Origin of the sequence: Brevibacillus borstelensis, assembly GCF_003710865.1 — a bacterium.
GTDB lineage: Bacteria > Bacillota > Bacilli > Brevibacillales > Brevibacillaceae > Brevibacillus > Brevibacillus borstelensis.
Genome location: NZ_RHHO01000031.1, coordinates 108,311 through 133,007, shown reverse-complemented (window position 1 = coordinate 133,007; position 24,697 = coordinate 108,311). Strand labels below are relative to the sequence as shown.

At 51.0% G+C, this 24,697-nt stretch carries 25 protein-coding genes; all 25 read left to right on the top strand.

What is annotated here, in order from left to right:
- Positions 1–320: 320 nt before the first annotated feature.
- The 25 genes from EDM54_RS15100 (at position 321) to EDM54_RS14975 (ending at position 24,618) form a co-directional block, all read left to right on the top strand.
- On the top strand, positions 321–788 hold the full coding sequence (locus EDM54_RS15100) for an Lrp/AsnC family transcriptional regulator (RefSeq protein ID WP_003387197.1): 468 nt from the start codon (positions 321–323) through the stop codon (positions 786–788).
- Positions 789–910: 122 nt separating this feature from the next.
- Entirely contained in the window at positions 911–2,569 is a 1,659-nt protein-coding gene (locus EDM54_RS15095; protein WP_003387196.1) for a peptide ABC transporter substrate-binding protein, read from the top strand.
- 254 nt (positions 2,570–2,823) lie between these two features.
- Positions 2,824–3,756 (top strand): ABC transporter permease, encoded by a 933-nt coding sequence (locus tag EDM54_RS15085; RefSeq protein WP_003387195.1) that lies wholly within the window; start codon positions 2,824–2,826, stop codon positions 3,754–3,756.
- A 6-nt stretch (positions 3,757–3,762) separates the two neighbouring features.
- Complete coding sequence (locus EDM54_RS15080) at positions 3,763–4,677, top strand: ABC transporter permease (protein ID WP_122958412.1); 915 nt, start codon at positions 3,763–3,765, stop codon at positions 4,675–4,677.
- A 14-nt stretch (positions 4,678–4,691) separates the two neighbouring features.
- Complete coding sequence (locus EDM54_RS15075) at positions 4,692–5,690, top strand: ABC transporter ATP-binding protein (RefSeq protein ID WP_003387193.1); 999 nt, start codon at positions 4,692–4,694, stop codon at positions 5,688–5,690.
- Between the two features lie 17 nt (positions 5,691–5,707).
- On the top strand, positions 5,708–6,667 hold the full coding sequence (locus tag EDM54_RS15070) for an ABC transporter ATP-binding protein (RefSeq protein WP_003387192.1): 960 nt from the start codon (positions 5,708–5,710) through the stop codon (positions 6,665–6,667).
- 171 nt (positions 6,668–6,838) lie between these two features.
- A complete protein-coding gene (locus EDM54_RS15065; RefSeq protein ID WP_003387191.1) occupies positions 6,839–8,905 on the top strand; it encodes a methyl-accepting chemotaxis protein in 2,067 nt (688 codons plus the stop codon).
- 256 nt (positions 8,906–9,161) lie between these two features.
- Entirely contained in the window at positions 9,162–10,349 is a 1,188-nt protein-coding gene (locus EDM54_RS15060; protein ID WP_003387190.1) for a D-alanyl-D-alanine carboxypeptidase family protein, read from the top strand.
- Between the two features lie 148 nt (positions 10,350–10,497).
- A complete protein-coding gene (spoIIAA, locus tag EDM54_RS15055) occupies positions 10,498–10,848 on the top strand; it encodes an anti-sigma F factor antagonist (RefSeq protein WP_003387189.1) in 351 nt (116 codons plus the stop codon).
- Positions 10,848–11,297, top strand: a complete 450-nt coding sequence (spoIIAB, locus tag EDM54_RS15050) for an anti-sigma F factor (RefSeq protein WP_003387188.1) — start codon at positions 10,848–10,850, stop codon at positions 11,295–11,297. The genes spoIIAA and spoIIAB overlap by 1 nt, the downstream gene beginning before the upstream one ends.
- Before the next feature lie 11 nt (positions 11,298–11,308).
- Positions 11,309–12,064 carry an RNA polymerase sporulation sigma factor SigF gene (sigF, locus tag EDM54_RS15045; RefSeq protein WP_003387187.1) on the top strand — a complete coding sequence of 252 codons (756 nt, stop codon included), beginning with the start codon at positions 11,309–11,311 and terminating at the stop codon, positions 12,062–12,064.
- A gap of 85 nt (positions 12,065–12,149) precedes the next feature.
- Positions 12,150–12,764 carry a stage V sporulation protein AA gene (locus tag EDM54_RS15040; RefSeq protein ID WP_003387186.1) on the top strand — a complete coding sequence of 205 codons (615 nt, stop codon included), beginning with the start codon at positions 12,150–12,152 and terminating at the stop codon, positions 12,762–12,764.
- A complete protein-coding gene (locus EDM54_RS15035) occupies positions 12,761–13,183 on the top strand; it encodes a stage V sporulation protein AB (protein WP_003387185.1) in 423 nt (140 codons plus the stop codon). The genes EDM54_RS15040 and EDM54_RS15035 overlap by 4 nt, the downstream gene beginning before the upstream one ends.
- A gap of 102 nt (positions 13,184–13,285) precedes the next feature.
- Entirely contained in the window at positions 13,286–13,765 is a 480-nt protein-coding gene (spoVAC, locus tag EDM54_RS15030; protein ID WP_003387184.1) for a stage V sporulation protein AC, read from the top strand.
- Positions 13,766–13,776: 11 nt separating this feature from the next.
- A complete protein-coding gene (gene spoVAD, locus EDM54_RS15025) occupies positions 13,777–14,805 on the top strand; it encodes a stage V sporulation protein AD (RefSeq protein WP_003387183.1) in 1,029 nt (342 codons plus the stop codon).
- On the top strand, positions 14,805–15,155 hold the full coding sequence (gene spoVAE, locus EDM54_RS15020; RefSeq protein WP_003387182.1) for a stage V sporulation protein AE: 351 nt from the start codon (positions 14,805–14,807) through the stop codon (positions 15,153–15,155). The genes spoVAD and spoVAE overlap by 1 nt, the downstream gene beginning before the upstream one ends.
- Positions 15,156–15,185: 30 nt before the next feature.
- Positions 15,186–15,773, top strand: coding sequence for a stage V sporulation protein SpoVABEA (spoVAEA, locus tag EDM54_RS15015; RefSeq protein ID WP_003387181.1), 588 nt, complete (start codon positions 15,186–15,188; stop codon positions 15,771–15,773).
- Positions 15,754–17,226: a spore germination protein gene (locus EDM54_RS15010; RefSeq protein ID WP_003387176.1), complete on the top strand. Its 1,473-nt coding sequence runs from the start codon at positions 15,754–15,756 to the stop codon at positions 17,224–17,226. Before spoVAEA ends, EDM54_RS15010 begins: the two co-directional genes overlap by 20 nt.
- A gap of 174 nt (positions 17,227–17,400) precedes the next feature.
- A complete protein-coding gene (gene lysA, locus EDM54_RS15005; RefSeq protein WP_003387175.1) occupies positions 17,401–18,723 on the top strand; it encodes a diaminopimelate decarboxylase in 1,323 nt (440 codons plus the stop codon).
- 167 nt (positions 18,724–18,890) lie between these two features.
- Positions 18,891–21,173: a bifunctional diguanylate cyclase/phosphodiesterase gene (locus EDM54_RS15000; RefSeq protein ID WP_031931826.1), complete on the top strand. Its 2,283-nt coding sequence runs from the start codon at positions 18,891–18,893 to the stop codon at positions 21,171–21,173.
- A 168-nt stretch (positions 21,174–21,341) separates the two neighbouring features.
- Positions 21,342–21,776 (top strand): peptidylprolyl isomerase, encoded by a 435-nt coding sequence (locus EDM54_RS14995; protein ID WP_003387173.1) that lies wholly within the window; start codon positions 21,342–21,344, stop codon positions 21,774–21,776.
- 175 nt (positions 21,777–21,951) lie between these two features.
- Positions 21,952–22,767, top strand: a complete 816-nt coding sequence (locus EDM54_RS14990) for a TrmB family transcriptional regulator (RefSeq protein ID WP_122958411.1) — start codon at positions 21,952–21,954, stop codon at positions 22,765–22,767.
- Positions 22,768–22,832: 65 nt separating this feature from the next.
- On the top strand, positions 22,833–23,564 hold the full coding sequence (locus EDM54_RS14985) for an alanyl-tRNA editing protein (protein ID WP_003387171.1): 732 nt from the start codon (positions 22,833–22,835) through the stop codon (positions 23,562–23,564).
- Positions 23,564–24,292, top strand: coding sequence for an AzlC family ABC transporter permease (locus EDM54_RS14980; protein WP_003387170.1), 729 nt, complete (start codon positions 23,564–23,566; stop codon positions 24,290–24,292). Before EDM54_RS14985 ends, EDM54_RS14980 begins: the two co-directional genes overlap by 1 nt.
- Positions 24,289–24,618 (top strand): branched-chain amino acid transport AzlD family protein, encoded by a 330-nt coding sequence (locus EDM54_RS14975; protein ID WP_003387169.1) that lies wholly within the window; start codon positions 24,289–24,291, stop codon positions 24,616–24,618. The genes EDM54_RS14980 and EDM54_RS14975 overlap by 4 nt, the downstream gene beginning before the upstream one ends.
- Positions 24,619–24,697: the final 79 nt, after the last annotated feature.

The window sequence follows — 24,697 nt, the reverse complement described above, 5'->3', positions numbered from 1 at the left end:
GCATTTCGAAGAGCAGGCCTCGAAAAAAGGCATCGTTCGGAAATAAATATGCTAGCATTCGATAAAAAATACGTCTTTCTCGATAAATTTTTATTGATTAATCAACTGAATTGCGGTTCAATAGAGTAAAAGATAGTAAGTGTGAAATGTTAAAAAATTATTTATTGTTCGGATTCACTTTATAATTTTTTATAATTCTACTTGTCAAATTTCGTTGACACCGCTATCATTTCGGATTATGTTTAAAGTGACAGGCAAATTGTAAAAGATTTTTGCGAATTTCGTAAAAAACCAATGGAGGTTCTTAAAAAATCGTATTTATGAAAAAGCTAGACCATGTTGATATGCAGATCTTGCAAATTTTACAAGAAGACGGCAGACGAGCATACACCGATATTGCTCATCAACTTGGCTTGAGCGAAGGGACCATCCGTTCACGGATTACACGCCTGTTACAAGATGGAGTGTTTCAGTTTGTTATTCACCCTGACCCAGAAAAGCTGGGCTTACATGTACAGGCGATCATCGGATTGACCACCAAGCTCGGGCTGCAAAACAGCGTCGCTGAGGAACTGAGCAAATTTCCGGAGGTACGCTTTGTAGGTGCATTCAGCGGTAAGCACGACTTGATCATTCAAGCGTGTTTCCATAATAATGAAGAATTGATCACCTTTGTCAACGAACGTCTCTCACAATGTGAAGGAATTCTGGCGGCGGATGTGTCGCTGGAGCTAAAACAATATAAAGATTCCTTCTCGTTCGTTCGTGATGAAGATGTGGCCATATAAGGAAAGGGGTTGGTAAGCGCCGGTAACAAAGAGGGAAAAAACGGTTTTTTCTTTCCTAATTTTCTGAAAACATACAAAAAAAGAAACAGACAAAAAAGACAATGACATTGGGGGTTATTGCGTTGAAAAAAAGCGTATTTGCTCTTGTCAGTTCCGTTGCCGTTCTCGGTACAGCATTGGCTGGTTGCGGTGGAGGCCAACAGGCTACTACCACAGAACAGAAGCCGGCTGAGAACACAGGCCAGACCCAACAGCCAGCAGCGGCGCCTGCGGAGAAAAAGCCACAAGTGCTGAAACTGAATCTCCATTCGGAACCACCAACGGCAGATCCGGGACTCTCCGAAGATACGACATCTGCCGCGATTATCCGCGCTACCTTTGACGGTCTCACCCGCATCGGTCCGGATAACAAGCCGCAGCCGTCTGTGGCTGAAAGCTACGAGCTTTCCGAGGACATGTTGACGTATACGTTCAAGCTGCGTGATACCAAATGGGCAAACGGTGAACCGTTGACGGCACATGACTTCGAATACGCATGGAAACGCGCTTTGGATCCAAATACGGCATCCAACTACGCTTATCAGCTATACTATGTAAAGAATGGTGAAGCCTACAACAAAGGCAAAGCAAGCCGCGACGAAGTCGGTGTGAAAGCACTTGACGACAAAACATTGGAAGTAAAACTGGAAAACCCGACTCCATTCTTCCTGGAGCTGACTGCATTCCCAACCTATTTCCCTGTTAACAAAGCCCTCCTTGAATCCAATCCGAAGTGGGCAGGGGAAGCAAAGACTCACTTGGGCAACGGCCCCTTCAAGATGGAGAGCTGGGAGCATAAGAGCAAGCTAGTGCTCGTCAAAAACGAAAATTACTGGGACAAAGATTCTGTAAAACTTGATCGCATCGAGTTTGCCATGGTAGAAGACGAGAACACCGAGCTGTCCATGTTTGAAAACGGCGAAATCGATTGGGCTGGTGCTCCGACAAGCGCATTGCCGACGGATGCCATCCCGGCTCTGAAAGAGCAGAACAAAATTACGACTCAGCCAATCGCGGGTACGTACTGGTATAAATTCAACGTAGAAAAACCGCCGTTTAATAATGTGAAAATTCGCAAGGCGTTCGCGTATGCTATCGATCGTCAGTCCCTGATTGACAATATCCTGCAAACTGGCCAAATTCCTGCCACAGGTGCAGTCCCGCCGTCCATGGCGCTGAAACCTGATGGCTACTTCAAGGACAATGATGTTGAAACAGCGAAAAAGCTGTTGGAAGAAGGCATGAAGGAGCTCGGCATTTCCAAGCTTCCGCCAATCACTCTGTCCTACAATACGTCTGAGGCCCACCAAAAAATCGCTGCGGCGATTCAAGACCAGTGGAAGAAAAATCTCGGCGTAGAAGTGAAGCTGGAAAACAAAGAATGGAAAGTCTACCTCGAAGACATGCACCAAGGAAACTTCCAGGTTGGCCGTATGGGATGGCTGGGTGACTTTAACGACCCTATCAACTTCCTCGAGCTGTACAGAGACAAGGATGGCGGAAACAACGACACGCGTTGGGAGCATCCAAAGTACAAGGAACTGTTGATCAAATCCAACACGGAAAGCGATCCGGAAGCACGCAAGAAGATTCTGGCAGAAGCGGAGCAAATCCTCATGGATGAAATGCCGATCATGCCGATCTACTTCTATACAAACTCCTGGGTGCAAAAGGAAAACGTCAAAGGCGTCGTAATCGGCGGTCTGGGCGATGTCGACTGGAAATGGGCTTCGGTAGAGTAATTTTGTTTTCCGCATTGGCATAAAGGAAATCGGTTTGCAGAGATAGGGTATATGGTCGTCCATATACCTTATCTTATGCCGACCGTTCCGATATATATAAAGATGGCGCATAGCCAACAGAAAAAGAGAGAGAAATCCGCAAGAGATTCGAACAACGGGGAATTATTTACACAGTCGATTTTTGCACTGGATCTAGAATGCTGCAGTGTAAAGATGGGACGTGAAAGCAAAAAAATTGTAAGGGGGTAAGTTTGTTGATCCGTTATCTTGGTAAGCGTATCATCTTCATGATTCTTTCGCTTTTCTTGATCGTAACGGCCACCTTCTTCATTATGAAAGCGGTGCCGGGCGGTCCATTCACTTCCGAAAAGAACGTACCAGATGAAATCAAGGCAGCTCTGGAAGCAAAGTACAAATTGAACCTGCCGCTCCACGAGCAGTATCTGGACTATCTGAAGGGTGTCATTACGTGGGATTTGGGCCCATCCTTTGTTGAGAAGTCTTCCACAGTAAATGACATGATCAGCCGGGGCTTCCCCGTATCCGCCCATTTAGGAGCACAGGCCTTGCTGCTCGCGATCTTCGGAGGGATCACGCTAGGCGTTGTCGCAGCGCTCAAGCACAATAAATGGCAGGACTACTCAGCCATGCTTATCGCCGTTCTCGGCCTGTCCGTCCCTGGATTTATTTTGGCATCATTTTATCAATATTTCTTTGCAATCAAATGGGGCATCTTTCCCATTGCAAAGTGGGAAGGTTTTGAATATACCGTACTGCCTTCCTTGGCTCTCGCCGCGATGCCGATCGCTTTCATCGCCCGTCTGACTCGTTCCAACATGCTGGAGGTTCTCGGGCAAGACTACATCAAAACGGCTAAAGCCAAAGGCTTGAATACAGTGACGATTACTGTCAAACACGCTATTCGCAACGCTCTTCTGCCTGTTATTACTTATCTCGGGCCGCTGCTTGCAAACATCCTCACCGGTGCATTCGTAATCGAGCGAATCTTCGGTATCCCTGGTTTGGGTCGCGAGTTCGTTATCTCGATTACAAACCGTGACTACACCGTTATTATGGGGACCACGGTGTTCTATGCGATCATTCTGGTTGTAGGAATTTTGCTGGTTGATATCGCTTATACGCTGGTTGACCCGCGGATCAAGCTAAGCGATGCAGGAAGGGAGTAATGATACATGCAACTGACGAAAGAGCATTTTGAGCCGATTTCTGTCGACCTTCGCCAGGCAGAATCCATTAAGCGCCCGAGCCTTTCCTTCTGGGCGGACGTATGGCGCCGATTGAAAATGAACAAGGTAGCGATGGCGTCCCTTGTCTTTATCTTGATTTTGGTCGCTTGTGCGAGCCTGATTCCGATCCTTAGCTCCAATGACTATTTTACGACTGATTTGGCAGGTAAGAACAAAAAACCTTCTGCTGAACACTGGTTTGGTACCGATGACCTGGGTCGCGACGTCTTCGTCCGCGTATGGTACGGGGCACGCATTTCTTTGGAAGTAGGCTTCGCCGCAGCGTTTATCGACCTGATCATCGGCGTAATTTGGGGCGGTCTTGCTGGTTTCTACGGCGGTAAAGTCGATGAAATCATGATGCGTATTGCCGATATTCTGTATGCGATTCCTTATCTTCTGGTGGTTATTTTGCTCATGGTCGTCTTAGAGCCCGGGGTCGGGACGATTATTATCGCCTTAACGATAACGGGCTGGATTGGGATGGCGCGGATCGTCCGCGGTCAGATTCTCCAGTTGAAAGCGCAGGAGTTTGTATTGGCAGCCCGCTCTCTCGGTGCTGACAACAACCGTCTGATCTTCAAACACTTGATCCCGAACGCTTTGGGCCCGATCATCGTAACGCTCAGCTTGACTGTTCCATCTGCCATTTTTGCCGAGTCGTTCCTCTCCTTTATCGGTCTTGGGGTATCCGCTCCGGTAGCATCTTGGGGAACGATGTCCAACGAAGGTTTGTCGGCGATGAAATACTACCCGTGGCGCTTGATGTTCCCGGCTCTGTTCATCTCGATAACGATGTTGGCATTTAACTTGCTTGGCGACGGTCTGCGTGACGCCGTAGACCCACGCTTGCGGAAATAGGAGGGATCACAGTCATGGAAGAACGCATTCTCGAAGTAAAAGACCTGCACGTCTCCTTCCATACCTATGCGGGGGAAGTCAAAGCTGTACGCGGCGTCAATTTTCACGTGAAGCGCGGAGAAGCTGTTGCGATCGTAGGGGAGTCCGGCTGCGGCAAGTCTGTAACCGCCCAAACCTTGATGAAGCTTATCCCGATGCCGCCAGGCGAGATCAAAAAAGGCGAAATTCTCTTTAACGGAGTCAACCTTGTCAATAAATCAAACAAGGAAATGGAATCTATCCGCGGTAAAGATATCGGGATGATTTTCCAGGACCCGATGACTTCATTGAATCCGACTTTAACGATCGGCAACCAGATCATGGAGGGTTTGATCAAGCACCAGAACATGTCGCGTTCCGATGCCCGCAATCGTGCCATCGAACTGCTGACGTTGGTAGGAATTCCGCAACCGGAAAAACGTGTCGATCAATATCCGCACGAATTCTCCGGCGGGATGCGCCAGCGTGCGATGATTGCGATCGCGCTGGCTTGCTCTCCGCAGCTTCTGATCGCTGACGAGCCGACAACAGCGCTCGACGTGACGATTCAGGCGCAAATTCTGGATCTGATGAAAGAGCTGCAAAAGAAAATGAATACGTCGATTATCCTGATTACGCATGACCTTGGCGTCGTGGCTGAAATGTGCGATCGCGTCATCGTTATGTACGCAGGCAAGGTAATCGAGACCGGTACCGTAGACGATATCTTCTACAACCCGCAGCACCCTTACACAAAAGGCCTGCTGCGCTCGGTACCTCGACTGGACCTGAACCGCGACGAACCGCTCACTCCGATCTTTGGTACGCCGCCGGATCTGCTTCGTCCGCCGGTTGGATGCGGCTTTACCGCGCGTTGTGAATCAGCGATGCGCGTCTGCCAGGAGTACGATCCTGAATTGAATGACATTAGCTCGACACAGCGGGCTGCTTGCTGGCTCCAGCACCCGTTGGCACAGAATCGCGCAGGATCGTAAGAGGGGGGAGAAGACAAGTGGATAATCGTGATACATTGTTAGAAGTTCGCAACCTGAAAAAATTCTTCAAAATCGGCGACAATACGTTGAAAGCCGTGAACGACATTTCGTTCGAGATCAAGCGTGGAGAAACTCTCGGTGTGGTAGGCGAGTCCGGCTGCGGAAAATCGACAGCCGGGCGGACCATTCTCCGCTTGTATGATGCTACCGCAGGGGACGTCTTGTTTGAAGGCAAAAGCATCATGAAGCTGAACAACCAAGAGATGAAAGCCATGCGCCGCAACATGCAGATGATCTTCCAGGACCCGTATGCTTCCTTGAACCCGCGGATGACAGTCGGGGATATTATCGGAGAAGCTCTGGATATCCACGGTCTTGCCGCCGGACAAAAGCGCAAAGAGCGTATCCAGGAGCTGCTTTCGCTGGTCAGCTTGAATCCGGAGCATATGAACCGCTTTCCGCATGAGTTTTCCGGTGGTCAACGCCAGCGGATTGGTATTGCCCGTGCACTGGCGGTAGAGCCCAAGTTCATCGTTTGTGACGAACCGATCTCTGCCCTCGACGTTTCCGTACAAGCGCAGGTCGTAAACCTCCTGGAGCAGCTGCAGGAAAAAATGGGCCTTACCTACATGTTTATTGCCCACGATTTGTCGATGGTTAAATACATTTCCGACCGTGTAGCAGTTATGTACCTCGGAAAAATGGTAGAGCTTGCAGAGAGTGACAAGCTGTATGAAAAGCCGCTTCACCCATATACACAAGCGCTTCTGTCTGCTATCCCGATTCCTGATCCAGAGGTAGAGCGCCAGCGTGAGCGCATCGTTCTGCAAGGCGATGTTCCAAGTCCGATGAATCCTCCGAGCGGTTGCCACTTCCGCACGCGTTGCCCGAAAGCAATGCCTGAATGTGCTGCAGCTGAGCCCGTATGGAAAGAAGTAGAGCCTGGTCATTTCGCTGCCTGCCATTTGTACAACTAGATTACAGCGGCAGGATTTCCACCATATGGGGAATCCTGTCTTTCCATCATGCGAGATACTGTGGCCTCCGCGAATGGATGGGGGAATCGCCCCATTCTTTGCGTCCGGGGCCTCTTTTCATTTTTCCATCTGAGTATTCAGGACGTCAAAAGAGAGAAGGGGGTAGTTACCATGCGGATATTCCGATTGCCGCGTTTTCGCCCAAAAAATCTGTCAGCACCGCAAAAGCTGGCTGACGTGGTTGGCAGTCTCAACAAGCAACTGCAGGGTTCCATGGCCAAAAAAATGATTACCTTTGGAATTATTCTTGTTATCGTGATCATTGGTGCATTGCAATACATAGCACTTTCTTTTTCCAAAAGCACGTTGATTGACATTACTTCCAACCAGGCGAAAATGCTGGCGGAGCAGTATGCCGAAAGCATGGAAGACTGGATCGATGACCTGAAAAGCTCGTCTCTGGAGACAGCGGCCAAAAGGGTCATGACCACGGATCTGGAGCCGCTCATTATGGAGCAGTTCCGGCTCTTGCGTCAAAGCCATAAAGAGGTCTCAAAAATATATTTGGTTGATCCCGGCACAGGCAAATCGTTGTATTCGTTGACCGGCAAAAATGAGATCGACTTCAAGCAGAAGCAATATGTGCAAAATGCGCTCTCTTCTGGGGGACCTGTTTTTTCTGATGAGGAAGTCGTACTTGGGGCGGAAAGAAGCTTCATTTACTTGGCTACTCCGGTAGGGGAGAAGAATAAAGACACCTCCCGCCTTCTCGTGGTTGGTTTTCAGATCGACCCAATCGTAAAAAAGGCAGAAGAAATTCCATTCATGCAAAACGGCTATGCGTATGTCGTTCGCAAGGATGGGTTGGTCGTTGCCCACAAGGACTCGGCGCAAAACAACAAGCTGTCGCTGGCAGAAAATGGGGATTATACAGAATTGCTTGCATTGGTGCAAAACGGCACAAGCCAGAGTCTGGAATATGAAGCGGATGGCGTGGATTCGTTTGCAGCCGTCGCTCCCATCGCCTCGCTGGGCTGGGCGCTTGTCCTGACGACAGCTTCCTCGGAGGTTTACGGCGAGTTGAATGGCATGGGAATTACATTCGGGCTGATCAGTATTCCCATCATCGCTGTGGCCGCCTTTTCCATCTGGTGGTTTGCACAGCGGATTCGCAAATCGCTCCTGGCGATCGCGCAAGACATGGAGAAAATCGGGTCCGGCCGTTTTGACGTGCAGGTGCAGGTAAAAGGAAAAGACGAGATTGCCATGGTCGGGCACAAGATGAACGAAATGGCGGGCGAGCTCAGAAAGCTCGTATCCCTTGTCCAGGGACAAGCGAATCGCCTGAACATCGCGGCGGAAGAGCTGAATCAATCGGCTCAGGAAAACACCGGCTCCATTCATTTTATTACGGAGAATATCTCTTCGATTTCCGAGAGAGTTTCGCAGCAGACAAAAGAGGTGCTTTCCGCTGCCACGACCGTTTCAGAAATTTCCCAAGGCGTCGAGCAGGTGGCGATTGCGGCAGAATCGACGACCAGGGCGACGAGTCGCACTTTTGAGCGAGCCCAGGACGGCATGAAGCTGGTCGAAAACGTCATCTCTACCGTCAGACAAGCAAATGGTGAAGTAGAGCGTACGGCCCAGCAAATGCATGGATTGCGAGAGCGGGCCAGACAGATCACAAGCATTGTCGAGATGATCAGCAGCATCGCCTCCCAGACGAACCTGCTTGCCTTAAATGCGGCAATTGAAGCTGCGAGAGCGGGCGAGGCCGGCAGAGGCTTCTCTGTTGTAGCCACCGAAGTCAGGAAATTGGCAGAGGAGAGCAGCTCCTTTTCTGAGCGGATCGCGTCGATCGCGCACTCGATCAACGACGAAGCCATGGATATGAGCAAGCATATGGATGAGATCGTCGCCATGGTCAGCACCGGTCTCCAGTCCGTCGAGACCGTAGGTACGGCCTTCCAGCATATCGTATCCGATATTCAATCTGCTGCAGAGCAGAGCGAATCCATGTCTGCCGCTTCTGAGGAGATGGCAGCAGGCAATCAGGTTGTCACAAGCTCGATGCAGCGTCTTTCCGAAGTATCGGATGAAATCAATCAATCACTGAGCGGTGTCGTGGCGACTGTCGACGAACAGCTGCAGTCCATTGCGCGAATCAGTGAAAATGTAGAAGAATTGAAAAAGCTCGCGGATGATTTGTCGGAAAATGTAAGCAAGTTTAAGATCTAGATGGTTACAACAAGCGAAACTCCCTCTGTTGTCAATTCGGAGGGAGTTTTTTTGCTGCTTACGGAGGCAGTTTTAATCTAACAAGGCAGCTTTTAATCGAACAAAGGCAGTTTTGTTTTTGAGAAGTAGCTGCCCCGGTTCGGCACGATTTTCTCTCAATCATATTTTTCAGAGTGCGAAAACCCCGTTTTTTTCTGTGAATATTTTCCTTTCTGTTTGGTGAGAATAGAACCATGAATGGAGGGAAGAGTTTGCTATGAAAAGGAGTCTGTATCTGAGCTTATGCTTCATCTTGTGCGTTGCGTTCTTTTCTCCGATAGCGACGGCAGCCAAGGAAAACACGCCGGCGAAAGACGGACAGATGAATTTTGCACCGCATGCAACCTCCGCCATATTGATGGAAGCGGATACGGGAACCGTCTTGTTCGAAAAAAACGCAAGCGAAAAGCTGCCTCCTGCTAGTATTACCAAGGTCATGACGCTTCTATTGATCATGGAAGCGCTGGAGCGCGGAGAAATCAAGCTGACGGACAAGGTTCGTACGAGCGAACGAGCTGCATCCATGGGTGGTTCGCAGATTTTTCTCCAGCCTGGCGAGGAAATGACGGTAGAAGACATGATCAAGGGGATCGCGATTGCCTCGGGGAATGACGCTTCCGTCGCGATGGCCGAGCATTTGGCGGGAACGGAAGAAGCGTTCGTAGCCAAAATGAATGAGCGGGCCAAGCAGCTTGGAATGAAGCAAACGCATTTCGTCAATTCCAACGGGTTGCCTGCACCGGAGCATGTCTCCTCCGCATTGGACATTGCAATTATGTCCCGCGAACTTTTGAAACATGAAGCGATTACCAAATATACAGGAATTTATCAGGACTATTTGCGAAAAGAAACGTCCAACCCGTTCTGGTTGGTGAATACGAACCGGCTCGTTCGCTTTTATGAAGGCGTAGATGGTCTGAAAACAGGCTATACAAGCGAAGCCAAATACTGTTTGACGGCTACGGCCAAACGAAATAACATGAGGGTCATTGCCGTCGTTATGGGCGAGCCCGATACAAAAACGAGAAACGCCGAAGTGTCGACACTGTTCAATTACGCTTTTGCTCATTATCAGGTAGCTCCCTTGTACAAAAAAGGGGAGGTTGTGCAAGGCTTGAGCGTGGACAAAGGAAGACAGCCAACGGTTAACGCGGTCACGCCGCACGCTGTCAGCCTGTTGATGAAGCGCGGGGAGTCTGCCGACCAATATGACCGCGAAGTCGTGTTGCAGTCTGACATCAGCGCTCCGCTCGATAAGAATCAAGTGATCGGACATATTTTTATCCGCACGAAAGACGGCAAGGAAGTAAACCGGATCGACCTGTTCCCGGAACAAACGGTCGACAAAGCAGGCATGTGGGAGATTCTCAAGCGGACAACGAGAAACGTATTGATTAGCTATTAACCTGACAGCGAGAACGCGAAAAGAATCGAGTTGCCTCGAATTGTACCATGTGGCCGCTCGATTTTTTTGTTCTTTTGTCGGCTGGCAGGAAATGGAACAGAGAGAGAAGAAATGAGAGTGTACTACGGGATGAAGGAGTGTTTCAGCCATGAGTCTACGCATCATCATGGAAACAAAACAGGACGTCTTGGTTGTCCGTTTGCAAGGAGAACTGGACCATCATACAGCAGAGGAATTGCGCGGGAAAGTAGACGACCTTTTGCGCCAATCGTCTATTCGCCATATCGTGCTCAGCCTGGCAGAGCTCTCATTTATGGACAGCTCCGGCATTGGAGTCATCCTGGGGCGGTACAAGCAGATTTCGGCTCGCTCCGGTGAAATGGTGGTGTGCTCGATCAATCCAACCATCTACCGGATTTTCGAGATGTCCGGGCTGTTTAAGGTGATCAAGTTTCGCGAGAACGAAGCGGAAGCACTGCACGTATTGGGGGTGGCGTAATGATGGCCAAACGCAATTTTATGAGCGTGGCGTTTGCTGCCGTAAGTCAGAATGAAGCGTTCGCCCGCGTCGCGGTTGCCTCGTTCATCTCTCAGCTTGACATCTCGGTTGAGGAACTGGAAGAGATCAAGACCGTTGTTTCGGAAGCAGTGACCAATTCCATCATCCACGGGTACGACGAAAACCCGGATGGTGTTGTCCGCATCTCGGTCAGCATCGATGAGGGTGTCGTGGAATTGGTAGTGGAGGATGAAGGCAAGGGAATCGAGGACGTCGACCAGGCAATGCAGCCGCTGTTCACCAGCAAGCCCGAGCTGGAGCGTTCGGGAATGGGCTTTACGATTATGGAAAATTTTATGGACTCGCTTGAAGTGGCAACTGCTGTCGGGAAAGGGACGACTGTCCGCCTGACAAAACGCCTTTCCTTTGCCAAAGCATTACAGAATTAGGAGTAGTGCCTATGGGTGCCGATATTAAAAACGCCAGTCAGCCGTTTCTTACCAACGACCAAGTAAAAGAACTGATTGCCCAGAGCCAGGATGGGGATGCACAAGCGCGAGAGCTGCTTGTAAACAGCAATATTCGGCTTGTCTGGTCAGTTGTTCAGCGTTTCATCAATCGTGGTTATGAAGCCGACGACCTGTTTCAGATCGGGTGTATCGGACTTTTGAAAGCCGTGGACAAGTTCGACCTGAATTACGATGTGAAGTTCTCCACGTATGCCGTTCCCATGATCATCGGTGAGATACAGCGCTTTTTGCGGGACGACGGCACTGTAAAAGTAAGCAGGTCGCTAAAGGAAACCGCAAACAGGGTAAGGCGGGCGAAAGACGAGCTGTACAAGCAGTTCGGACGGGCTCCTACGATCTCTGAAGTGGCGGAAGCGGTAGGAATTACACCGGAGGAAGTGGTGTTTGCCCAGGAGGCAAGCAGGGCCCCTTCGTCGATCCATGAAACTGTATTTGAAAATGATGGCGATCCGATTACACTGATTGACCAGATCGCAGATGAAAGTGTCAACAAATGGTTTGAAAAAATCGCGCTGAAGGATGCGATCAGCCGTTTGACAGAAAGAGAACAGCTGATTGTCTACTTGCGCTATTACAAGGATCAGACCCAATCAGAGGTGGCTGAGCGGCTGGGTATATCTCAGGTCCAGGTGTCCCGGTTGGAAAAGCGAATCCTGCAAACGATCAAAGACCAGATTGAGCATTAGCTCAGCCTGGTCTTTTCTTATGTGCATGGCTTTTGTCCACACGCACATACTAGCAGGACATAGTCTTTGAAAGGAGGGGGAGCAGATGAACCAGCCGCTGTTTCTCAAGCTGCGCAAACGGTTGGCTGTCAAGCCGAACGCGACGATTACGCTGGGAGATATTTGCCAGTTGTATTGGGATGGCGACCGTGAAAAAGCATTGGCCCGTCTGCCTGTCTATCAGGTGAAACCTGCTGATGGAAACCTCATTATCATTGATATTATGCAGGTCATCAAACAAATCCGGCGCGTGCACCCCGAGCTGGCATTGGAGGTACAGGGCGCGGCTCATATTGTCGTAGAAGTTTTGAACCCTCGCAAAAAGGCAAATCTCCTCATGGTTACACTGGTATGGGTCCTGCTCTTCGTCGGTGCCGGTCTTGCGATTATGAACTTCCACACGGACGTCAGCATGCTGCAGGTCCATCAGCGCATCCACTATTTGATCACCGGACAGGCAAGCGACCAGCCCCTTTGGTTGCAAATCCCTTATTCCATCGGGATTGGTCTGGGGATGATCCTGTTTTTCAACCATATTTTTCAGAAGCGAATCAACGAAGAACCCAGTCCGTTGGAGGTTGAGCTGTTCTTGTACCAGCAAAATCTCGATCAGTATTACATTCAGCATGAAAATAAGGAGAATGAGCGGATCAAGCCATGAGCAGCTTGTGGCAGCATATCTTGCTGGCAATCATCGGACTGGGTGGAGGGCTCGCTGTAGGCAGCGGGTTCGTTGCTTTTATTACGGTTCTGGACATTATCCCCCGGCTGGCTCAGCTCACCAACGCGCATCGCTACATACGAGCATTGGAATGGTCACTGGTTAGCGGCGCTCTGTTTTTTACGCTGGCCGATTTTTTTCAATGGGTGGCCGCATTGCCTATCTTGTTTACTTCTATCTACGGCGTATTTGCAGGTGTCTTCGTAGGCACATTGGCCGCCGGACTGACCGAAGCACTCAACGTCTTTCCGATCTTGGCAAAAAGGCTCAACATGGACTCGAAATTGATTTTCTTGTTGATGGCGATGGTTCTCGGGAAAATCATCGGATCTCTTCTTCAGTGGTGGCTGAAGCTTTGACCCGCCGACTGGTAAATTCAGCCATTCATAGAATGGAGACGAGGAGACAAGATATGGATATGTGAGTATGTTGACCAGACAGGACGAGTGGGAGGAACAAAGATGGCGACAAAATCGAAGTCCAATGGTTCGAATCAAATGACGAAGCAGCTCTATCAGCAGCAGGCGGCGAAGTACCAGCCAAAACGGAACGTCCTGCTCAATTCGATACGCGCTTTTTGGGTTGGGGGGGCCATCTGTCTGCTGGGCCAGGTGCTGCAAAACATCTATATCAACTTCTTCGGATTTTCGGAAAAGGCTGCGAGCAATCCTACCGTTGCCACGCTCATTTTCCTCTCTGTGCTTCTGACCGGACTAGGCATTTACGACAATATTGGACAGTACGCAGGTGCGGGCTCAGCGGTACCTGTCACCGGATTCGCCAACTCGATCGCTTCTGCAGCGATTGAGCATCGAAGCGAAGGATTCGTTCTTGGAGTAGGAGGAAATATGTTTAAGCTGGCCGGCTCCGTCATTGTTTTTGGCGTGGTCGCCGCTTTCATAGCCGGCGTGTTGAAAACGGTTTGGAAGATGATCGTGTGAGGGGAGCTGCTATGAATAATGGATCCAGCGATTTTCGGGTAAGCCGGCAGACCTGGCACTTCCCGAATGACGTCCGCATTCTATCAACAGCCACTGCTGTCGGTCCAAAAGAAGGGGAGGGACCTCTGGGAGCCTTGTTCGACAAGGTCTACGACGATATGTATGCCGGACAGGACTCGTGGGAGAACGCGGAAAGACAGCTGCTGGAGGATGCCGTTAATCTTGCTTTGGACAAAGCGAATCTGAGCGGACAGGACATTGACGTGTTTTTCGCCGGGGATTTGCTGAACCAAAACATTACGACCAGCTTTACTGCCGAGAAGGTGTCGATTCCGCTCATGGGCATGTACGGGGCTTGCTCGACTTCGATGCTCACCCTGGCCAATGCCGCTGCCCAGATCAACGCCGGGTATGCGAATAAAGCATTAGCCGCTTGCAGCAGCCACAATGCGACAGCCGAGCGGCAATACCGTTATCCAACCGAGTACGGCGGACAGAAGCCGCCATCGGCACAATGGACGGTGACAGGAGCGGGTGCTGCCGTTGTCGGTACTGGCGGGAGCGGGCCGCGGATTACGTACGCCACGATCGGCAAAGTCGTCGATATGGGGATTAAAGACCCATTTGACATGGGATCGGCGATGGCGCCTGCTGCAGCATCTACCTTGCAGACACATTTCAAGGATACCGGCCGCAATCCGAATGATTACGATTTGATTGTAACAGGAGATCTCGCAGCCGTCGGATTTCCCATCCTCAAGGACCTGATGAAAATGGATGGGTACGATTTGGACCGGGTTTACAACGACTGCGGTCTGATGGTGTACTCGCCGGATCAGGAGGTTTTTGCCGGCGGCAGCGGATGTGCCAGCAGTGCAGTAGTGACGTACAGCTATATCATGGACCAGTTGAACAAAGGAAAGCTAAACAAGGTTTTGGTATGTGCAACTGGTGCATTGCTAAGCCCGGTCAGCTATCAGCAGGGCAACTCCATTCCCTGCATAGCCCATGCGGTTTCGATAGAAGGAGGAGGAAGCTGATGGAATATGTGATCGCCTTTGTTGTTGGCGGATTGATTTGCGTGATCGGTCAGTTGTTGCTGGACGTGGCGAAGCTGACCCCCGCCCACGTGATGAGCACGCTGGTCGTCGCCGGGGTTGCGCTCGATTTTATTGGCGTCTATGACAAGTTGATTGATTTTGCCGGTGCGGGAGCGACTGTTCCGATCACCAGCTTCGGCCATTCCCTATACCATGGCGCCATATCGGAAGCGGAGCAGCACGGCCTGATCGGAGTCGTTACGGGAATCTTTGAAGTTACGAGTGCGGGCATCTCCGCCGCTATCGCGTTCGGGTTCCTGGCGTCGCTAGTCTTTAAACCAAAGGGATGATCCCCCCGTGAAGAGGAAGGGGAGAGGTGCATGCCAGAAAAGCGACGGAAGGTCATTCTGATCACAGACGGTGATCATGTAGCGCAAAGAGTGGTAGAAATGATAGCCAGAAAGATTGGGGGACGAGCGGTTTCGTTGTCGGCGGGGAATCCGACGCCGCTGAGCGGAAGCCAAATGGTCGAGCTGATCAAAATGACGCCGCAAGACCCCGTTCTGATCATGTTTGACGACAACGGAGACAGGGGCCGGGGCCGCGGAGAGCAGGCAATCGAATACGTTGTCAAACATCCCGATATCGAAGTGCTGGGTGCGATTGCAGTGGCATCCAATACAAAGTGGGTGAACGGGGCTGCGGTCAAGGTTTCCGTGGACAACCTCGGCCGGATTGTCAATGAGGCTGTTGACAAACACGGTTATGCGGAAACAGAGCTGGAGAACCGAATCTACGGAGATACCGTCGATATCCTGAACAAGCTTAATGTGCCCAATATCATCGGAATCGGCGATATTGGAAAAATGCAAGGGAGGGACAGCTTGCGCAATGGTTGCCCGATTACCATGGCTGCAGTGAATTGGATATTGGAAAGGAGCGGGTTCCATGCCGGAAACCAAGAGTGAGAAGAAGCGGCTGATCGTGGAAGATCTGGATGAAAACAAGGAATACCTAAACGACAAGCTTGGCATTGGAGTTAGCTTTGACGTCGGGGTTCACGAATTTACAGTTGGCCGGACTCGCATTTTGTTGTACTACATCAATGGCTTTGCGAGCGACAACATCATTACGCAGGTTCTCCGGGATTTGAATGACTTGCGGGAGAGAGAGCTGCCTGCCGATGTTTTTGAGCACTTGTACCACAGATATATTCCTTACTTTCAAATGGCCAAGGTGGCAACGGCAAATGAGTTCATCGATAAACTGCTCGTCGGTCAGGTCGGACTCGTCATCGAAGGTTCACACAATGCCATCATCATGGACGCAAAAGTGTTGCCGACACGCTCGCCAGAGGAGCCGGATACGGAACGGATTGTACGCGGTGCGCATGACGGTTTTACCGAAACGCTTGTGCTCAACACCGTACTGACACGCAGGCGTATCCGGGATGAACGCTTGCGGTTTGAGATCATGCAAATCGGAGAAAGGACAAAAACGGATGTAGCCATCGCCTATATCAAGGGTGTGGCCAATACAGAGCTGATTGATAAATTAAAACACCGGCTGCAAAATATCCAGATTGACGGCATCCCGATGGCCGAGAAGACGGTGGAAGAGTTCATCATCGGCAAGACCTTTAATCCGTTTCCGCTCGTACGCTATACGGAGAGGCCGGATGTGGCCGCCGTCCATTTGCTGGAAGGGCATGTGCTGATCTACGTGGATACCTCGCCGAGTGTCATGATTACACCGGCCACGTATTTTCACCATGTACAGCACGCAGAAGAATACAGACAGACCCCCGTCGTTGGAGCGTACCTTCGCTGGGTGCGTTTCTTTGGCATCTTTGCTTCGGTATTTTTGCTCCCCGTCTGGCTGTTGTTGGCCATGCATCCATCGCTCATCCCCGAACCGCTGCATTTCATCGGGATCAAGGACAAAGGGAGCATACCGCTGCTGGCACAATTTTTGATGGCGGAGGTTGGACTTGATCTGATGAGGATGGCTGCCATACATACGCCTTCCCCTCTGTCAATCGCGATGGGTCTGCTGGCTGCGATCTTGGTCGGGGATGTCGCCATCGACGTCGGGCTGTTTGCCCCTGAAGTCATTTTGTACCTGGCCGTCGCAGCTGTCGGTATGTTCGCGACTCCCAGCTACGAGCTGAGCTTGGCAAATCGGCTGGTACGGATATTCTTGATCCTGATGGTCGGATTTTTCTCGACTGCGGGTCTGATGATCGGCTTGCTTGTCGTTCTCATCGGTCTCGCTGTGACACGCTCTCTCGATACGCCGTATCTGTGGCCGTTCATTCCCTTCAACTTTAAAGCCATGAAGGATATCTTGGTGAGGATGGCTGTCCCGATGAAAAACAGACGGCCGAGCATTGTCCGTTCACCCAACTCTTCCCGGCAATAAATATTCTGACAATGAAGGCTTCACCCATTGTCAAATGCGCTTTATTATAGTAAATTGATTGATAAGCCAAAGCAGGTAGAGGTGGCAACTGTAAGGTCATACAGTTGCCTTTCTATATAGAGAAGCGGCGCTACACGAACATTTATCCAGCAGCGTATCGGGGAGGATTTGGGGATGTATCTACACGGAACTAGTCGAGTCAATGAGAAGGGCCACTTGGAAATTGGAGGTTGCGACGTCACGGATTTGGCTGCTGAGTATGGAACGCCTTTATACGTGTACGATGAAGCGCTGATTCGCAGCAAGTGTCGAGCCTTCGTGGACGCTTTTCGCGAATCGGGATTTTCATTTCAAGTAGCATACGCCAGCAAAGCGTTTTGTACGATGGCGATGTGCAAGCTGATTGAAGAGGAAGGGCTGTCCCTTGACGTCGTGTCGGGGGGAGAATTGTTCACGGCTCTCCAGGCTGGCTTCCCAGTGGAGCGTATCCACTTTCATGGCAATAACAAGTCCATAGAAGAAATAGAGATGGCTCTGGATGCCCGGATCGGCTGCTTTGTCGTTGACAACTTTTATGAGCTTTCGCTGCTGGCCCAGCTCGGCGAGGAAAGACAGGAGAAGGTAGCTGTACTGCTGCGCGTGACGCCAGGCGTAGAGGCGCATACGCATGAGTACATCTCCACTGGGCAGCAGGATTCGAAATTCGGGTTTGACGTAAAGAGCGGGCAGGCTTTGGAAGCGATCCGCCAGGCGAACGAAAGCAAGTGGCTGCATCTGCTCGGTGTCCACAGCCATATCGGTTCGCAGATTTTTGAAACAGACGGATTTTTGGTCGCGATCAAACGTTTGGTGGAATTGCTTGAAGAGGCCAAAGAAAAATTCGGTTTTATTTCCCAAGTGCTGAATGTCGGCGGCGGGTTTGGCATTCGTTATGTAGAAGGCGATACACCGCTGGCGCCGGGCGATTATGTCAAAGCGATCACGGCTGCGGTTCGGGCCGAGCTTTCCGACCGGCAAATGCCGCTGCCTGAGCTGTGGATTGAGCCGGGCCGAAGCATTATCGGCGATGCAGGAACCACTTTGTATCACATCGGGTCCCAAAAGGAAATTCCCAATGTTCGCAAGTACGTCGCTGTCAATGGCGGGATGACCGACAACCTGAGACCGGCTCTCTACCAGGCCCAGTATGAAGCAGCAATTGCCAATCGGATGAACGAGGCTGACACGGAAACGGTCTCCATCGCGGGAAAGTGCTGCGAAACCGGCGACATGCTCATCAGGGACATTGCCTTGCCTCGAGCGAAAGCCGGCGACATTTTGGCTGTCAGCAGCACAGGCGCATACGGCTACGCCATGTCCAACAATTACAATCGCATTCCGCGCCCCGCCGTTGTCTTTGTTCATGACGGTACGGCGGAACTGGTCGTAAAACGAGAAACATTTGCCGATGTGGTAAGTCAGGACGTACTGCCCAAAGGCTCGAAAGTGTTGCGCTAACTTACATCAGACCAAGACCTTCCCTGCTGTACGGGGGAAGGTCTTTTCTATTCGTCCTCTGATCCATTCGTTCTCAAGACTGCTGCATTTATAAAATGTTCATTAACTCTTTACATGGCCTTAAGAGTCCCTTGTCATAATGAGGGGGCGAGGAGGCAAGAGCCATGATGTGGTCTAAATTGCGAAAGCGATTCCGCCGATTTTCCGTCTTCGCTCTGGACAAACGTCGAACGATCACGTCGATGATTGCCGAGGAAGTGGGCAACGGTGCGACGGTCGTCCTGTTTTACGTAGACATCGTCAAATTGACGGACATCGAAAATCGCTATGGGGATTTGATCGCGAAAAGAGTGCTGCATATATTTGAGCGGACGCTGCCCACGGTCTGCCAGGATGTACTGGAGATCAAGGGGCGGGTATTAGCCATTCAAAAGCTGTGGGGAGACGATTTTGCCATCTATGTTTCCTTTCCGAAAGGCTCCCATGAGGAGGAATGCCGGCTTCTCTCGATCAGCTTTCAGGAGCAGGCCGAATTGCAGCTCAATCGGCATGTGAGCTTTGTCAACCGGGAGGACCTGCGGGTGCATATCGGCTATGCGGCATTTCCTGGCCAGGACGTCGTCAAAGAGATGTACACGTCTGTCAAGCATGCCGTCCACATGGCGAAATACGGGATTTCTTCTGAGAAGTATACATTCGTGACACAGTACCACAAGCTGCTGCAGGATGAAGACATTCACACGCAGTTCATGCCGATCGTCGACCTGCGGGACGGCATGCCGCTCGGGTGGGAGGCTTTGGCCAGAGGACCGGAGAACACGCCTTTTTTCTCTCCCGCTGCCTTGTTTGGCTATGCCGAGGAGACGGATACCGTGTTTCGGCTGGAGCATATTTGCAGGAAGCGGGCATTGGAGCATCTCCGATATCTAAAGCCGCACCAAAAGATGTTTATCAACATTGATCCGAGAGCGATTGACGACCCGTATTTATTGCGCGGGGACCTGATCAAGCTGCTGGAGCAGACCAAGCTGAATCCGCATAATATCGTACTTGAGATTACCGAGCGGCATGCCATCAGCAATTACAGCGTCTTTCGCAAAATTATCGAGGAATACCGGAAAAAGGGGTATCTGGTGGCGGTCGACGACGCCGGAGCGGGCTATTCCAGTCTGGAATCCATCACCGAAATCTATCCCGATTTCATCAAGCTGGATATGTCGCTCATCCGCAATATTGACGTCGATCCGATCAAACAGGCGCTGCTGGAAACGATTGTGCAATTCGCTGAAAAGGTGAAGTGCAAAATCATCGCCGAAGGCATCGAGACGGAACGGGAGCTGGAGTCGCTGATGGAGCTGGGGGTTACATACGGACAAGGCTTCTATCTCGGATCTCCGGCAAAAGGGATGGCACACATCTCGGGCCAGGCCATGAATTTTCTTCGCCGTGTCCGCGAAGCAAGCGCCAAAACAGATCGGGAGCCGCGGATTCACGCCCCCGTCATGACTGACATTGTGACCAAGACGATCTGTGTGGGAAAACAGACAAAAGTGCGTCAGGTCCATCAAATCTTTGAACAGAACCAGCGAATCGAAAGTGTCGTCGTGCTGGAAGAAGGCAAACCGATCGGGCTGGTGATGCGATTTCAGCTCTATCAAATTTTGGGAGGGCAATACGGGATCGCACTTTACTATGAACGGCCGATTTCGCAAATCATGAATACGAATCCGCTCACGGTCAAAAAAGACGACCAGATAGATGAGGTGTCCAAAAGGGCAATGGCCCGGGATGCCTATCACCTCTACGACGTCGTGGTGATCACCGGTGACAATGGGGAATACATCGGAATTATTACGGTTCAGAGCTTGCTTGATAAAATGGCGTCCATCAAGCTCGAGATGGCCAGCTCTGCCAATCCGTTGACAGGGCTGCCGGGAAACGTCCAGATCGAACGGGAGCTGCAGGCGAGGATCAAAAGAAGCGAGCAGCAGGTCGTCATTTACTGTGATCTGGACAGGTTCAAATGGTTCAATGATCGCTACGGGTTTGAAGTGGGCGATCAAATTATCGTGAGAACGGCCAGACTGTTAAAGGAAGCGGTGCAGCACTATGGCAATGAGCGCGATTTTCTCGGACACATCGGCGGGGATGATTTCATCGTCATGACAACGCCAAATTGTCTGGATGCGATGACTGCTTTCATAATCCAGGCGTTTTCATCCTATTTCTTAGATATTTATCACAGGCGCAATCTCACAGACGCGAATGGACTGTCGATGTCGATGGCAGGTGTGCGGCTTTCACCAGGACGATTTGGCAGTGTCGAGGAGCTCGCCCAGCAAGCCGCTGCGATGAAAAAAATCGCCAAAAGCATTCCGGGAACCGTATTTGTCGCCGACAAAGCGGAGGAGCACGGGGTCAGTTTTTCTGACGCAGTCCGGGAGTGTTAAGGCATTCTGTCGGATATTCGAACTGCTTGCTTGTCCGCGGTGTGTCAGGGAAATAAGCGTGTCACTGCGCTCGGGGCATTGCACCTTTGATCTACTGTTTTCCTTTTTTGTCTGATTCGCGTATAATCGTAGTCGTACATATTTCGAGACTGAAAGGGGTCCTTACATATGAGCAAGTATGCAACAATCGAATTGGAAAACGGCGGAACCGTAAAGCTGGAGCTGTTTGAAAAGGAAGCGCCCGGCACGGTAGCCAACTTTGAAAAATTGTCCAAAGAGGGTTTCTATAACGGCCTGACGTTCCACCGCGTAATCCCTGGCTTCGTTGCCCAAGGCGGCTGCCCGCATGGCACTGGTACTGGCGGCCCTGGCTACACCATCAAATGCGAAACCAAAGGAAACCCGCACAAACACGTTCGCGGCGCTCTGTCCATGGCTCACGCAGGCAAGGACACAGGCGGCAGCCAGTTCTTCATCTGCTACGATGCTTTCCCGCATCTGGACGGCGTTCACACCGTTTTCGGACAAGTGGTGGAAGGCATGGAGCACGTAGACAAAATCAAGCAGGGCGACAAAATGAAGGAAGTAACGATTTCTGAATAAAAAACGCCGAATGTGGCACAAAACCCGCGAATCGATGACGCGGGTTTTTTTATGAAGACCGGCCAGCAGAATATACCGAGGCTGCAATCAACCAAGAAGACCGAATCAAGGATTGACATATATTGGCGGTTTGTGATAAATAGTAGTTATAAGTCAAACTACTAACGGAGCAATCATGGAAGAAATCTACAGAGAACTGCAAAAACTGAACTTTTCCTTGTACGAGTGCAAAGCTTATGTCGGCTTGCTGCAAGGGTCGCCGGTTACCGGATACGAGCTTAGCAAGCGTACCGGAGTGCCCCGTTCGATGATTTATGAGGTGCTCGGCAAGCTGCTGGACAGAGAGGCCGTTCACACCGTTCCTTCCGATCCGGTCAAATACGCTCCAGTCCCTGCCAAGGAGTTGATTGGCCGTCTGCGAAAAGGCATGGAAGAGACGCTCGATTACCTGGAGCAGGCCTTGGATTCTGTAGGAAATACGACGGAAATGGACGTGATCTGGCATATTCGAGGCAAGCAGGCAGTGTTAAACGAGATGCTGGCCGTTATGGAGCGAAGCAAGCAGGAATGCTGGCTGTCGGTCTGGGAGCAGCAGTACGAGGCTTTGCTTCCTTGCGTGCAGACACTGCTGAAGCGGGGCGTTTCGGTTTACTCGATCCTGTTCGGCAGCGAGGATAAACGCTTGGGGAGTACCTTCCACCACAATTATATGCCGCCAGAAGTGGTTGAGGAGCGGATGGGCGGAAGACTGACGATCGCGGCTCGGGACGGAGAAGAAGTGGTCATTGCCCACTTTTCGGAAAAGGGCGTGGCATGGGCTGTCAAAACGACCGATCCTGCACTCGTTCAGGTTGCAGTCGAGTACATCAGGCATGACATCATGATCGAAGAGCTGACGAGAGAATTTGGCTCTGAAAAACTGGAAAAGCTTTGGCGCAGCAATCGGATTTTGTCCGAGGTAGTGACCGGCAAGCGGTTCATGGAAGAGTGAACCGTTTTTTACCGGCACTATATTAGTCGTTAGTATACTAACTTCATAAACAGGAGGAAACAGAAATGACCCAGACATTGTTTTTGGAGGACAGCTACAATCAGGAATGCACCGTTTTGATAAAACGGGTAGACGGCGAAAAAGTCATTTTGGATCAGACCATCTTTTATCCGACTGGCGGGGGCCAGGAATGCGATACAGGTGTATTGATGCAAAATGGGCACGCATATGAAGTCTATCAGGTCAAAAAGGAAGCTGGCCAAATCGTTCATTACGTAAAGGGTGCCGAGACGCTGAACGAAGGAGAGGCAGTAGTAAAGATCGACTGGCAGCGCCGGTACGGGTTGATGCGGCATCACAGTCTGCTGCATGTGCTCGGAGCGGTCGTTTATGAAAAATACGGCGCTCTTTGCACCGGAAACCAAATATATCCCGAGCGTGCGCGCATTGATTTCAACCAATTGCAGGACTTGTCCTCAGAAGAGGTGGAGGAGATTGTCAGAGAAGCGAACCGCATCATTGCCGAAGATCATCTGATCACGTACCGGACTGTCAGCAGGGAGGAGGCCGAGGCGACTTCCGGCATGATCAAAACGATGATCAGCCTGCTGCCTCCAGCCGTCCGTGAGGTGCGGCTTGTGGCGATCGGCTCAATCGATGAGCAGGCTTGCGGGGGCACGCATGTAAAGCGAACGAGTGAAATCGGGTCATTGGTGATCACCGATATAAAAAGCAAAGGGAAAAACAACAAGCGGATGGAAGTAAGGGCCGTGCTGCCGGCCGCGGTGGAAAGCTGATGAACGAGCAACAACAGATGGCCTCGTGGAAGCAAGGAATCCGGGATTCCGTCCCCGTCGGCATGAGCTTTCTGGTCTTTGGCGGGATATTCGGCATGCTGGCTCTGCAGACTGGCATGAGCACAGCAGAAAGCGTATGGATGTCCTTTTTTGTACATGCGGGCTCGTCGCAATTTGCGGTTCTGCCCATGCTGGTGGAAGGGGCTGGCTTTTGGACGATGGTCATGGTCACCTTTTTCATGAATTCGAGGCATTTTCTTATGGCGATGTCTCTGGCTCCCTACTATTCCAGGCAAAACAAAAGATTTGCCGATCTCATCGCGTTTTTCCTGTCAGACGAACAGTATGCGATCACCTACAACCGGATTCAGCAGTACGGCTTCGACAAGTCCTACATTTTATCCGTAAGCCTTTTTCTGCATTTGTTCTGGGCGCTGGGTACATGGCTGGGCAGCTTGTTCGGGTACTTGCTGCCGGACCCGCAAAGGTTTGGGCTTGAGTACAGCTTCACCGCCATGTTTCTTGCGCTGTCAGTCGGCATGCTGTCTTCGCCAATCCGCGTAGCGATTTTCCTCGGCTGCGGTGCTGTGGCCTGTCTTTTGAGCATGGCCTCAACCAGCGGCCTGCATGTCCTGGGAGCCGGACTGCTCGCATTTGCAGTCGGATTTATCCGAAAGCCCGCAGACGGAGGCAAGGGAGCGCAAGGAGAGGAGCGAAAAGCGGGATGAACGGCGATTTGCGTATGTTTTTGCTAATCCTGGCGATGGGCATCGTGACTTATTTTACGCGCAGGGCGTTTCTTACCTTGCCGGAGTCTTTTTTCACTGCGCGGCTTAAAAACGGCCTGGACATGATTCCGCTGGGCATATTCGCTGCTTTGATTTTTCCCTCCCTGTTTGTCAAGGGAGGGGAGTGGACCTTTAATCCGTTGTATGCGGGAGCAAGCGTCATTTGTGTACTTGTCATGATCCGCTGGAAAAATGTGTTCCTCGGCTTCGGGATCAGTCTTTTTCTCGTGCTTCTCGTCAAATTCCTGGCGCCAGTCTCGGCTTGATTCCTTCTCCTCCGCGAACAGACAGGCTTGTAAGCCCGGCGCTCTGCTGGTATGCTAGAAGATAGCCTTTTTACGGAGG